The sequence below is a fragment of the Mixta sp. Marseille-Q2659 genome, from assembly GCF_940807255.1.
GTDB lineage: Bacteria > Pseudomonadota > Gammaproteobacteria > Enterobacterales > Enterobacteriaceae > Mixta.
This window is the reverse complement of record NZ_CALNWY010000005.1, coordinates 87,926-100,611: the sequence shown is the minus strand read 5'-3', so window position 1 is coordinate 100,611 and position 12,686 is coordinate 87,926. Positions and strand designations below refer to the sequence as shown.

12 protein-coding genes are annotated in these 12,686 nt (G+C 52.7%); 6 read left to right on the top strand and 6 right to left on the bottom strand.

The genetic code is table 11. The features are described 5' to 3' along the window. Position 1 precedes the first annotated feature (1 nt). A complete protein-coding gene (locus P3C52_RS05695; protein ID WP_275554212.1) occupies positions 2-1,306 on the bottom strand; it encodes an inorganic triphosphatase in 1,305 nt (434 codons plus the stop codon). Positions 1,307-1,514: 208 nt separating this feature from the next. Between P3C52_RS05695 and P3C52_RS05690 the strand changes: the two genes are divergently transcribed. Together P3C52_RS05690 and P3C52_RS05685 are read left to right on the top strand one after the other, a co-directional pair. Beyond that, positions 1,515-2,135 (top strand): TIGR04211 family SH3 domain-containing protein, encoded by a 621-nt coding sequence (locus tag P3C52_RS05690; RefSeq protein WP_275554298.1) that lies wholly within the window; start codon positions 1,515-1,517, stop codon positions 2,133-2,135. A 189-nt stretch (positions 2,136-2,324) separates the two neighbouring features. Further along, positions 2,325-3,554 (top strand): multifunctional CCA addition/repair protein, encoded by a 1,230-nt coding sequence (locus tag P3C52_RS05685; RefSeq protein WP_275554211.1) that lies wholly within the window; start codon positions 2,325-2,327, stop codon positions 3,552-3,554. Between the two features lie 60 nt (positions 3,555-3,614). Here P3C52_RS05685 and bacA read toward each other — a convergent pair whose 3' ends face one another. Both bacA and folB read right to left on the bottom strand, forming a co-directional pair. Next, positions 3,615-4,433 carry an undecaprenyl-diphosphate phosphatase gene (gene bacA, locus P3C52_RS05680; protein WP_275554210.1) on the bottom strand — a complete coding sequence of 273 codons (819 nt, stop codon included), beginning with the start codon at positions 4,431-4,433 and terminating at the stop codon, positions 3,615-3,617. 166 nt (positions 4,434-4,599) lie between these two features. After that, positions 4,600-4,959 carry a bifunctional dihydroneopterin aldolase/7,8-dihydroneopterin epimerase gene (gene folB, locus P3C52_RS05675; protein ID WP_275554209.1) on the bottom strand — a complete coding sequence of 120 codons (360 nt, stop codon included), beginning with the start codon at positions 4,957-4,959 and terminating at the stop codon, positions 4,600-4,602. A gap of 107 nt (positions 4,960-5,066) precedes the next feature. On the opposite strand from folB, the gene plsY reads away from it, so the two are divergent. Beyond that, positions 5,067-5,663: a glycerol-3-phosphate 1-O-acyltransferase PlsY gene (gene plsY, locus P3C52_RS05670; protein ID WP_275554208.1), complete on the top strand. Its 597-nt coding sequence runs from the start codon at positions 5,067-5,069 to the stop codon at positions 5,661-5,663. A gap of 520 nt (positions 5,664-6,183) precedes the next feature. Here the strand turns inward: plsY and tsaD are convergent. Beyond that, positions 6,184-7,200, bottom strand: coding sequence for a tRNA (adenosine(37)-N6)-threonylcarbamoyltransferase complex transferase subunit TsaD (gene tsaD, locus P3C52_RS05665; RefSeq protein WP_275554207.1), 1,017 nt, complete (start codon positions 7,198-7,200; stop codon positions 6,184-6,186). Between the two features lie 300 nt (positions 7,201-7,500). Between tsaD and rpsU the strand changes: the two genes are divergently transcribed. The 3 genes from rpsU (at position 7,501) to rpoD (ending at position 11,692) form a co-directional block, all read left to right on the top strand. Further along, the gene (gene rpsU, locus P3C52_RS05660; RefSeq protein WP_001144069.1) at positions 7,501-7,716 is read left to right on the top strand and encodes a 30S ribosomal protein S21; all 216 of its coding nucleotides are present in this window, start codon (positions 7,501-7,503) and stop codon (positions 7,714-7,716) included. A gap of 121 nt (positions 7,717-7,837) precedes the next feature. Then, positions 7,838-9,583, top strand: coding sequence for a DNA primase (dnaG, locus tag P3C52_RS05655; protein ID WP_275554206.1), 1,746 nt, complete (start codon positions 7,838-7,840; stop codon positions 9,581-9,583). Between the two features lie 264 nt (positions 9,584-9,847). After that, the gene (gene rpoD, locus P3C52_RS05650; RefSeq protein ID WP_275554205.1) at positions 9,848-11,692 is read left to right on the top strand and encodes an RNA polymerase sigma factor RpoD; all 1,845 of its coding nucleotides are present in this window, start codon (positions 9,848-9,850) and stop codon (positions 11,690-11,692) included. 130 nt (positions 11,693-11,822) lie between these two features. On the opposite strand, the gene P3C52_RS05645 is transcribed toward rpoD, so the two are convergent. After that, positions 11,823-12,053 carry a hypothetical protein gene (locus P3C52_RS05645; protein WP_275554204.1) on the bottom strand — a complete coding sequence of 77 codons (231 nt, stop codon included), beginning with the start codon at positions 12,051-12,053 and terminating at the stop codon, positions 11,823-11,825. Further along, positions 12,028-12,546: a G/U mismatch-specific DNA glycosylase gene (mug, locus tag P3C52_RS05640; RefSeq protein ID WP_275554203.1), complete on the bottom strand. Its 519-nt coding sequence runs from the start codon at positions 12,544-12,546 to the stop codon at positions 12,028-12,030. The genes P3C52_RS05645 and mug overlap by 26 nt, the downstream gene beginning before the upstream one ends. Positions 12,547-12,686: the final 140 nt, after the last annotated feature.

Sequence of the window (12,686 nt, the reverse complement as noted above, 5' to 3'; positions counted from 1 at the left end):
ATCAGACGTTGCCGTTAAGCCAAAATGCCGGTTGTTTTAGTGCCTGACGGCACAGCACGTCCAGCTCGTTATAGCGGTTAGCATGAATTGCCTGCGCCAGCTGTTGCCAGGGCAGCAGCCAGTTCTCAACTTCATGCTGCGGATAAGCGCCAGCCAACAGGTGAACCGCCAGCAGCTGACGCGACAGACGCGCCAGCTTATCCAGATATTCATTATGCTGACGAACAGTACCGAAGGTTTCTTTTAAATCGGCGGCAACGCGACCTAACATAATGTCAGCGAAACGTTTAAAGGAACCCTGTAGACGAGTACTATTTTTTGCGTCAACGAAAGGACGCCAGCCCGCCGCGATCAGCCAGCTGGAAAAAGTAAGCTGCGCATCCAGCCACGCCAGGCTGTAGCAAAATGATGAGGCGTCCTGCCTCCCCTCTTCCAGCGTCTCAATCAGACAGATCAGTTTTTGCCGCAGTTGATTGCTGGCTTTACGCGGCACCAGCGCGCCGAACAGCGAGAATGTCTGTCTTATGGTTTCCAGCGCTTCCAGCACGTTTTCCTGGGCTGCTGGCTCTCCACGCAGCCATAGCTCTTCATGATATTGCCACTGCTTCATCGCCAGTGAAAAGGCGGCCTGCATGCCCTCCTCCACCGTTGCCTTGGGTTTGACATGCAGAATCGGCAGCGGCCGTATTAACTGCGCGGGTTTACCCTGCGCCAGCCAGTAACCGCGAGCCGCTTTACTCAGGCTGCCGAGACGCAAGCCTTCCTCTTTCCCTAACTCAGCCGCCAGCGCCAATACATCGGCCAGCTCGCCCTGTTTCAGCTCCAGCTCCACTTCCTGCAAGGGCTCGCTGAACGCTCCGGCGCTGACTTCGCCTCGATCCAGCGCCACTTCTATTTCGCTGTTTCCATAGGTCACCAGCCAGCGCTCACGATTGAAATGGGTGGTAAACAGCGGCTTAAGCTGCTGCTGTAAAGCCTGCGTATCGGTTCCGGCTGGCCAGATTTCGGCGGGCAGACGCGCTATATCTAACTCCGGCTGGGTTAAATCAACGTTGTATTCCGGACGCTGATGCAGGCCGCCGATCGTCTGTCCGGCCGCTTTCAGCGTCATCTCATAGCGGTCGCCGATACCGCGAATACGCAGCCCCATATCCCAGCGGCGTAGCTGATTGTCCGACGTTTCGTAATAGATGTTGGTTAGCGCGACCGGCGCGCTGTATTGATGAGGCCAGGCGGCCAGCTGGCTGCCAAGTCGATCCGCCGCCTGCGGCGTTGCAATGAACTTTAACTCGATTTCAATGGTCATAATTTTTCATTCAATCTTTCACTGGCGCAGATTTCAGGAATAAGCCGAAGAGTAATGCAGATAACCCGCTGCTGTCTCTGCTTTATTATGCTTTCGCGAGCTTTGCCGCATCAGTTTGAGTCCAGGATAGTTCTCATTCAGATTTTTGCGTAGCCTATCCAGACTGTGCCCTAAAATTTTCCCGGAACACATGAAAAAACGACATCGAATGAAGAAATCACATCTTATTGGTCTGACTTTGCTGGCTTTCAGCGTTACCGTCCCCGCCCATGCCGAAGAAAAACGGTATATTTCCGATGAATTATCTACCTGGGTTCGTAGCGGGCCGGGCGATCAGTATCGTCTGGTAGGCAAGCTGAACGCAGGCGAACAGGTCACGCTGCTACAAACTAACAATGAAAGTCATTACGGTCAGATTCGCGACGCCGAAGGCAAAACGAACTGGATTCCGCTGGCGCAGCTGAGCGTTGAGCCCAGCCTGCGCACACGCGTGCCGCAACTTGAGCAACAGGTGAAAGATCTCACCGATAAGCTGGCGAATATCGACAATAGCTGGAATCAACGCACGGCGGATATGCAGAAAAAAGTGGCCGCCAGCGACTCCGTGATTAACGGTCTGAAGGATGAAAATCAGCAGTTGCGCAATCAGCTTATTGTGGCGCAGAAAAAGGTTAACGCGGCCAATGTGCAGCTTGACGACAAGCAGCGCACTATCATTATGCAGTGGTTTATGTACGGCGGCGGCGTAGCCGGCGTTGGTCTGCTGCTGGGCCTGCTGCTGCCGCACATGATCCCTCGCCGCAAGCAAAACAATCGCTGGATGAACTAGCCAGCGCGTAGTTTCCGTCAGGCTCCTCACTAACCGCAGGGCGAATAACGCGCCCTGCTGCTGTCATGCCCGTAATTCTGCTATTGTTGTGCCAGAATATTTCTTCTGGACACCATGCTTTTGCCGGTTCAGAGAACTGGCTCCGGCACGCCTGATGATTAATTTGCTGAACTCTGGAGAAGATCTGTAGTGAAAACATACCTTGTCGGTGGCGCGGTACGCGATGGTTTGCTTAAGCTGCCGGTCAAAGACAAAGACTGGGTTGTCGTCGGCGCAACGCCGGAAATGATGCTGAAACAGGGATATCAGCAGGTAGGGCGTGATTTTCCGGTGTTTCTGCATCCGACAAGCCGGGAAGAATATGCGCTGGCGCGCACCGAGCGTAAGTCCGGCAGCGGCTACACCGGTTTCATTACCTGGTCAGCACCCGATGTAACGCTGGAACAGGATCTGCAACGTCGCGATCTGACGATTAACGCTATTGCACAGGATGAAGCCGGTCATTATATCGATCCTTATCAGGGACGTGCGGATCTGGATAAGCGCCTGCTGCGTCACGTCTCCGATGCCTTTATTGAAGATCCGTTGCGCGTATTGCGCGTGGCGCGCTTCGCTGCCCGCTACGCCCATCTTAATTTCCGTATCGCTGATGAAACCATGTCGCTCATGCAGGCGATGGTTGCCAGCGGCGAGTTGGCTCACCTGACCGCTGAACGCGTCTGGAAAGAGACGGAAAATGCGCTGGGCACGCGTAATCCGCAGGTCTATTTTCAGGTCTTACGCGACTGCGGCGCGCTGGCCGTGCTGTTTCCTGAAATCGACTGCTTATTTGGCGTGCCGGCACCGGCCAAATGGCACCCCGAAATCGATACCGGCATTCATACGTTAATGACAGTCGCCATTGCCGCTCAGCTAACGCCAGAGATCGATGTCCGTTTCGCTACACTCTGCCATGATGTGGGCAAGGGTTTGACGCCGCCGGAAAAATGGCCCAGCCATCCGGGACACGGGCCAGCCGGCGTGCCGCTGGTAGAAAACATTTGCCACCGCCTGCGTGTTCCGAATCATATTCGCGATCTGGCGGTTCTGGTGGCGGAGTTCCATGATGTGGTACATACCATCGAAAACCAGTCTGCAGAGCGCCTGGTTGCCCTGTTCGATCGCATGGATGTCTGGCGTAAGCCGCAGCGTGTCGTCCAGCTGGCGCAAACCAGCGAAGCGGATGCCCGTGGACGCGCTGGTTGGGAAAGCAATCCCTATCCACAGCGGGATTATCTGAGCGAGGCGTTTCAGGTCGTCCAGGCCGTTCCCACTAAAGCGGTGATTGATGACGGATTCAAAGGCGCGCAGGTGCGTGAAGAACTGACTCGTCGTCGCATCGCGGCACTGGAAGGCTGGCGAGTAGATCGGAGCCGGTAAGATTTGGGCATAAAAAGGAGGCGCATGCGCCTCCTTTTTTTGTCCGTGCTGTTTAAGCGGTTAGACAAACACCATATAAACCGCCGCCGCTACGATAAACCGGTAGATAGCGAAAGGCACGAAAGAGATGCGTTTAATAATGTGCAGGAAGAGTTTGATAGCCAGCAGCGCCACGATAAAGGCAGTAATAAAGCCCACCGCGAACATCGGTAGATCTTCCATTGTCAGGAAGCCCATGCTTTTGTAGAGATCGAGAACGGTTGCGCCCATCATCATCGGCACGGCCAAAATAAATGAAAATTCAGAGGCCGCGTAACGGCTTACGCCCATCAGCATCCCACCGGAAATCGTCGCGCCCGAACGGGAAAACCCCGGCCAAAGAGCCAGACACTGAAAGCAGCCAATCATAAAGGCCTGGCGATAGGTAATATCATCAATACCCGCCGCTTTTGGCTGTTTCGGCTTGAGAAACTCGGCGGCCAGCAGCAGCACGCCGCCAACGATCAGCGCGTACATAACATTGATGGGATTAAACAGCGATTTAATCTGATCGTGCAGGATCAGGCCGATCACAACCGCTGGAATCATGCCCAGCAGAATATGAATCAACGTAAGATGACCGGTGCCTACGCCTTCATACTTAACTTCGCCGAAACGAATACCAATTAAACCGAACAGCCGACGCCAGAACATCACGACAACAGCCAGAATGGAGCCTAACTGAATGACAACTTCAAACGTTTCTGCTTTATCGCCTTCAAAACCCAGCAGATGGCCAACAATGATCATATGACCCGTGGATGAGACCGGAAGAAACTCCGTCAGCCCCTCAACAATGCCAAGGATTGCAGCCACCCAAAGCTGATGAATATCCGCCATCAAATGTCCTCTACCCTAATGTTTAAATCATTAAAAAAGCGGACGTCAGGAACGTAGCCGCCAGAAAATACGCCAACTCAGCGTAACGCCGGATTTTGACAGCCATAATGTGGTTCGGTTTCATTGTGATAGCAATCACATTGGATCTATTTCAGAATTGTCCCCGCTAGCGCTGACGGGTTCCGCGTTCAATAATGACGCCAACCTGCGCCGCCTGCGCCACCGCGCCAGGCTTGCTCAGCTTGATGCGTATCCAGGGCGATCCGAAACGCGTCAGCAGCAAATCGGCCACCTCTTCCGCCACCCGTTCTACCAGCGCAAACCGTCCCTGTTCGACATGTTCGATGATGGCAGAAGCGACATCGGCGTAGCTCAGACAATCATTTACATCATCACTGGCCGCCGCTTTCCGGTTATCCCAGGCCATTTCGACATCGAAAACCAGCTTCTGCTGGATGGTCTGTTCCCAGTCGTAAACGCCAATCGTGGTGATAACCGACAGCTGTTCAATAAATACAATATCCATGATGACAGTCTCTATTTTTGCGTTAACCGGATACCACTTCCGGCGAATTATGCGTATTATCCACGGATGATGAGAATAAAACGACCCTTACGAAACGGAACGTTGCTATGAGTGCAATCGCGCTTGGTATGATTATTTTCGCGTATCTGTGCGGATCCATTTCCAGCGCCATTTTGGTTTGCCGACTCGCCGGCCTGCCCGATCCGCGACAAAACGGCTCAGGCAATCCTGGCGCGACCAATGTGCTGAGGATTGGCGGTAAAGGCGCGGCGGTTGCGGTGCTGATCTTCGACGTTCTCAAAGGCATGTTGCCGGTCTGGCTCGCTTATGCGTTAGGCGTTTCGCCGGTTTATCTTGGATTGACCGCTATCGCTGCCTGTCTGGGGCACATTTATCCGGTCTTCTTCCGCTTTCGCGGCGGCAAAGGCGTCGCAACGGCCTTTGGCGCTATTGCGCCGATTGGCTGGGATCTCACCGGCCTGATGACCGGCACCTGGCTGCTGACGGTACTTTTAAGCGGCTATTCGTCATTAGGCGCTATTGTCAGCGCGCTGATCGCGCCCTTCTATGTCTGGTGGTTTAAGCCTCAGTTTACTTTTCCTGTCGCCATGCTCTCCTGCCTGATTCTGTTACGCCATCACGATAATATTCAGCGTTTATGGCGCGGACAGGAAACAAAGATATGGAAGAAGCGGAAAAAATAACAAGATAAATCCTGTACTGATCACGGTTAAGCGCTATCTTTGCAAATGTATCACTTGTTTTAATCGTGACACTCAATTAAAAAAATATTTTCTTAAGCTTGTAATCCCTACGTCCGCAGGCTATATCGCGTTGATTTTCTAACGGTTTAACGGATGAAACAATGGGGGAAAGATGAGAGAATTAACAGAATTAGAATAGCATTATTATGAAATATCAGGCTTAATCGGCGATTACCTGGGTAACCTTATTTATTCATATGTTCCTGAGCTATCAATTAATATTCCAATTCTCGGCGCCACACATATTACAAGCTATTTTCCTAATCTCGGCCATGACGTCGGTAAAAATATAGGTGTAGGCATCGGCGGAACAATAGAAAGTATCGTCAACAAGGTGCCAGTTATTGGCAGCGTTCTAAATAAGCTTATAGGAAATTAAGGCATTTTTATAAAAAAGCAGGCTGCTTTATATAATAAGCAGCCTGTTTATATTTTGCTTAATAATCAGCGAAAGCGTTTCTTAAGCGATAGCCGGCAGTTCCGCCAATGGCCAGCGTGGACGTACGGTAACGCCGAGTTCGCCGCGCGTGCCGCCTTTTAAGCGCACCATACCTGCATAAGCGATCATCGCGCCGTTATCGGTGCAGAATTCCGGTCGGGCATAAAAAACCTCACCGCCGCGCGCCTGCATGACTTCCGCCAGCTTCGCACGCAGCGTGCGGTTAGCGCTTACGCCGCCAGCCATAACCAGGCGCTTAAAGCCCGTTTGATCCAGCGCGCGCTTACATTTAATCGCCAGCGTATCAACTACCGCATCCTCAAAGGCGCGGGCGATGTCCGCATGAGTTTGCGCATCCTGGCTATTTTCGCGAATCGTATTCGCCGCAAAGGTTTTTAAACCGGAGAAGCTAAAATCCAGTCCTGGACGATCGGTCATCGGGCGCGGAAAAACAAAGCGTCCGGGTGTTCCCTGCTGCGCCATGCGCGACAACATCGGCCCGCCGGGATAATCGAGTCCCAGCAGCTTGGCAGTTTTATCGAAGGCTTCGCCAGCGGCATCGTCGATCGATTCGCCCAGCAGCGTATATTCGCCAATGCCGGTTACGCCGATCAGCTGTGTATGGCCGCCGGAAACCAGCAGCGCGACAAAAGGAAACTGCGGCGGGTTATCTTCCAGCATCGGCGCCAGCAGATGCCCTTCCATATGATGAACCGGCACGGCTGGCACCTGCCAGGCAAACGCCAGCGAGCGGCCAATGGTCGCGCCCACTAATAATGCGCCGACCAGGCCAGGCCCTGCGGTATAGGCGACGGCATCAATATCTTTGCCCTCAAGGCCCGCTTCTTTCAGCGCCGCCTGAATTAACGGCACCGTTTTACGCACGTGATCGCGCGAAGCCAGTTCCGGCACCACCCCGCCATAATCGGCATGGACTTTCACCTGACTATAGAGTTGATTAGCGAGCAAACCGGCCTCATCGTCATAGATGGCAATACCGGTTTCATCACAGGATGTTTCAATACCCAGAACGCGCATGGTTGCTTTACCTCTCAGTTGCGGCGCGCAGTGTACCACAGCCGCCAGGCACTCAAAGGCGATTTTCCGTAACGACCGTCTGTTTTTCGAACAAAAAACGAAAAAATAGTGAACGCCGCCCGGTGCGATACGGTATACTCCTGCGCCTGCAAAAAAGCGGCAGCCGCCAGGTTCGCTGTCACGGTAAAAGTGCGATGTTGCTTTACAACGCAGCCGCGATTGTTGTAAAATTCCGCACCATTTTGAAATGAGCTGACGCTGACGTCAGCAAAAGACCGAATTTATCGAGGTGAGAGTTACATGCCGGTAATTAAAGTACGTGAAAACGAGCCGTTCGACGTAGCACTGCGTCGCTTCAAGCGTTCCTGCGAAAAAGCAGGCGTTCTGGCTGAAGTTCGTCGTCGTGAGTTTTATGAAAAACCGACCACAGAACGTAAGCGCGCTAAAGCGTCTGCTGTTAAGCGTCATGCCAAGAAACTGGCTCGCGAAAACGCACGCCGCACTCGTCTGTACTAATTTCTTTCGGAGGCTTCGCGCTTCCATCGCGTGTTAAACGCAGACAGAGTCAAGTTAGAGGCCGTGCTTTCCGGAAGGAAGCGCGGCTTATTTTCGTTTATGAGCGAAGAAAACGGGGCTTATGGCCGGACGAATTCCACGCGTTTTTATTAATGACTTACTTGCCCGCACGGACATTGTGGATCTTATTGATGCCCGCGTTAAGTTGAAAAAACAGGGTAAGAATTTCCACGCGTGCTGTCCTTTCCATAACGAAAAAACCCCTTCTTTCACCGTTAACGGTGAGAAACAGTTCTACCACTGTTTTGGCTGCGGCGCTCACGGCAACGCTATCGATTTCCTGATGAATTACGATCGTCTGGAATTTGTCGAAAGCATTGAAGAGTTAGCGACGCAGCATGGTCTCGAAGTGCCCTATGAAGCGGGCAGCGGGCCCAGCCAGCTTGAACGTCATCAGCGCCAAAGTTTATATCAGTTAATGACGGGCCTGGCCGAGTTCTATCAACAGGCGCTTAATCAGCCGCAGGCTACCGCCGCACGCGCGTACCTTAATCAACGCGGATTAAGCGATGAGGTTATTGCTCATTTTGCTATTGGTTTCGCACCGCCCGGCTGGGATAACGCGTTAAAGCGGTTTGGTCGTAACCCTGACGATCGCCAGTCGCTGACGGATGCCGGCATGCTGGTTACTAATGATCAGGGCCGTAGCTACGATCGCTTTCGCGATCGCGTGATGTTTCCTATCCGCGATAAGCGCGGGCGCGTGATCGGCTTTGGCGGACGCGTATTAGGCGACGGCACGCCAAAGTATCTTAACTCGCCGGAAACCGATATTTTCCATAAAGGCCGCCAGCTGTATGGCCTTTATGAAGCGCAGAAGCAGCATGCTGAACCCGCCAAACTGTTGGTGGTCGAAGGCTATATGGATGTGGTGGCGCTGGCGCAGTTCGGCATCGATTATGCCGTTGCTTCGCTGGGCACTTCCACGACCGCCGACCATATTCAGCTGCTGTTCCGCAGCACAGATAATGTGGTTTGCTGTTATGACGGCGACCGCGCCGGTCGCGAAGCCGCCTGGCGTGCTTTAGAAACTGCGCTGCCTTACATGAATGACGGTCGTCAGCTACGCTTTATGTTTCTGCCCGACGGCGAAGATCCGGACACGCTGATTCGTAAAGAAGGCAAGGCCGCCTTTGAAGCCAGGATTGAGCAGGCGATGCCGCTCTCCAGCTTCCTGTTTGATTCGCTGCTGCCGCAGGTTGATTTGAGTACCCGTGACGGGCGGACGCGGTTAAGTACGCTGGCGCTGCCGTTAATTAGCCAGATCCCAGGCGAAACGCTACGGATCTATCTGCGCCAGGAGCTGGGCAATATGCTCGGTATCTTGGACGACAATCAGCTGGAAAAGCTGCTGCCGAAGCAGGCCGAAAGCGGCGTTCAGCCCGCAGCACCGCAGTTAAAACGCACAACTATGCGTATACTTGTGGGTCTGCTGGTACAGAATCCACGGCTGGCGACGATAGTGCCTTCATTACAGGGGCTGGAACAGCTTAATATGCCGGGCTTACCGCTTTTTATCGAACTGGTAAAATCCTGTACGGCAAACCCTGGCCTGACCACTGGGCAGCTACTAGAGTTATATCGCGGCACAAATTTTAGCCAGCACCTTGAAACTCTGGCGACATGGAACCACATGATCGTTGATGAAGAAGTCGAGGTGATGTTCCAGGATTCCCTGGCAAAAATATATGACTCCGCGTTGGAGCAGCGGCTGGAAGCGCTGATCGCGCGCTCCAGAACGCACGGCCTTAGCCCTGAAGAGCGGGAAGAAGTCCGCTCATTAAGTCAGGCGCTGGCAAAGAAATAGTCATTCGCGATCGCGCCGGTATGAAGAGACGTTACTGGCGTAACCGGCACAGCGTAGCTTAAAAACGCTTAAACCGGCACGCAAAAGGATAAGCATTACAGTCTCGACAGTAAATTTTAGCGGCTTAAGTGCCGATTTATACTCAGGCAGACCCTGACAGCCGCTACGAGGGCAGCGGCAATAATCCAAACGCCTTCACTGTTATTGTTGGCCCTGTAGCCGACCCGACACCAATCAAATTAACAGAAGTGTGGATACCGTCTTATGGAGCAAAACCCGCAGTCACAGCTTAAGCTACTTGTCACCCGTGGTAAGGAGCAAGGCTATCTGACCTATGCCGAGGTCAATGACCATCTGCCGGAAGATATCGTCGACTCCGATCAGATCGAAGACATCATCCAGATGATCAACGACATGGGTATTCAGGTTGTGGAAGAAGCACCTGATGCCGATGATCTGATGCTGAACGAGAACAGCGCCGACACGGACGAAGATGCGGCTGAAGCGGCAGCTCAAGTGTTATCCAGCGTAGAATCTGAAATCGGACGCACCACCGATCCTGTGCGCATGTACATGCGCGAAATGGGTACCGTAGAACTTCTGACGCGCGAAGGCGAAATTGACATCGCTAAACGCATTGAAGACGGTATCAACCAGGTCCAGTGTTCCGTAGCCGAATACCCTGAAGCGATTACTTACCTGCTGGAACAGTACGATCGCGTTGAAGCGGGCGAATCTCGCCTGTCCGATCTGATCACTGGCTTTGTCGACCCTAACGCTGAAGAAGATCTGGCGCCGACCGCGACCCACGTTGGCTCTGAGCTTTCTGAAGAAGAACGCGCCGATGAAGATGACGAAGAAGATGATGATGACAGCGACAGCAGCGACGATGACAACAGCATCGACCCTGAACTGGCGCGTGAAAAATTCATCGAGCTGCGCGATCAGTATGAAGCAACACGTCTGACTATCAAAGCCAAAGGCCGCAGTCACGCAGACGCTGTTGAAGAGATTCAGAAACTGTCAGAAGTCTTTAAACAGTTCCGTCTGGTGCCGAAGCAGTTTGACTATTTGGTCAACAACATGCGAGAAATGATGGAGCGCGTGCGTACGCAAGAGCGCATCATCATGAAGCTGTGTGTTGAACTGTGCAAAATGCCGAAGAAAAACTTCATTACGCTGTTTACCGGCAATGAAACCAGCCCGACCTGGTTCCAGGCCGCGTTGGCGATGAATAAACCCTGGTCTGAAAAACTGCGCGAAGTGGAAGAAGATGTGCAGCGCAGCATGCAGAAACTGATGCAGATCGAGGAAGAGACCGGCCTGACGATCGAACAGGTAAAAGATATCAACCGTCGGATGTCCATTGGCGAAGCGAAAGCGCGCCGTGCGAAGAAAGAGATGGTTGAAGCGAACCTACGTCTGGTTATTTCTATCGCCAAGAAATATACCAACCGTGGTTTGCAGTTCCTTGACCTGATCCAGGAAGGCAACATCGGCCTGATGAAGGCGGTAGATAAGTTTGAATATCGCCGTGGTTATAAGTTCTCAACTTACGCCACCTGGTGGATCCGTCAGGCAATCACCCGCTCTATCGCAGACCAGGCGCGCACCATTCGTATTCCGGTGCATATGATTGAGACCATTAACAAACTCAACCGTATTTCACGCCAGATGCTGCAGGAAATGGGCCGTGAGCCGACGCCGGAAGAGCTGGCCGAGCGGATGCTGATGCCGGAAGATAAAATTCGTAAGGTGCTGAAAATCGCTAAAGAGCCGATCTCAATGGAGACGCCGATTGGTGATGATGAAGATTCACATCTGGGCGACTTTATCGAAGATACCACGCTGGAGCTGCCGCTGGACTCCGCCACCTCAGAAAGCCTGCGTTCTGCAACGCATGACGTTCTGGCTGGCCTGACCGCGCGTGAAGCGAAGGTACTGCGTATGCGTTTCGGTATCGATATGAATACCGACCATACGCTGGAAGAAGTGGGCAAACAGTTTGACGTCACGCGTGAGCGTATTCGTCAGATTGAGGCGAAAGCGCTGCGTAAGCTGCGTCATCCGAGCCGTTCTGAAGTGTTGCGTAGCTTCCTGGACGACTAAGCAACCAGACGGCAAAAAGGCTTCCTTCGGGAAGCCTTTTTTATTGGTGCTGTTGAAATGAACACCTGGCACAACAGCCGTTTATCACTATAGCCGGGCGAACCATCCCAAAAAGTGTCTCTGCATCTTTTTACGAATAACGCTGTCGGTAACGGAAACAGCGGCGAATAGCTGTTATGGCTAATTCCGCCAGGGCACATTCTTCAAAAAACTTTTTTAAGGGGCATAAAAACAGGGCTTGATAGCTGTTATTAAAATCGGCGGCTGGCACCTCATAGCCGTTGAAGAAGAGCCTGATATAATTCCTGCCCGCCATTACTACAAAAGTACGAACATCATTGTCCACGCATCGCCAGTGCATGCTCCAGCTCCTGGTACGCGGCGGTTAATTTTTCTTGTGTCGCGCGATTCAGTCCGCTGGGATTCGGCAAAACCCAGATTTCCGTTTCGCCAATTGTTATTTCCTGCCTGCCCCACTCTACCTTGCTCTGCCGAAACGCTTTTTTAAATGCGTCCTTACCCAGCACGGCCAGCGCCGCAGGCTGATAGCGCGCAATCTTCTCTGCTAACGCTTTAACGCCTTCACGCAGCTCATCTGATGAAAGTTCGCTGGCTTCCTTTGTCGGACGTTCCACCAGCATAGTAATCCCGCAGCGGGTATCCAAAAGCTGCAGCTCCTCTTCCGGTTTTAGCTGACGCTCGGTAAACCCGGCCAGCCAAAGCGTTTTCCAGAAACGATTACCAGGATAAGCAAAGTGATACCCGCTGTGAGCAGACGACTTTCCCGGATTGATGCCGCAGAACACCACCCGCAGACCGGGCGCAATAATATCGGTAATGTTATGTTCACTCATCCCTGCTCTCCTGATTTCTGTAAACGAACTGAACTGCCTGCAATATGCTGCTCAGTAAAACAGCCTGGGGTTCTGCTAACCACCAGCCAACCAGCCAACCAGCCAGCTAACCAGCTAACCACCTAACCAACTAACCAACT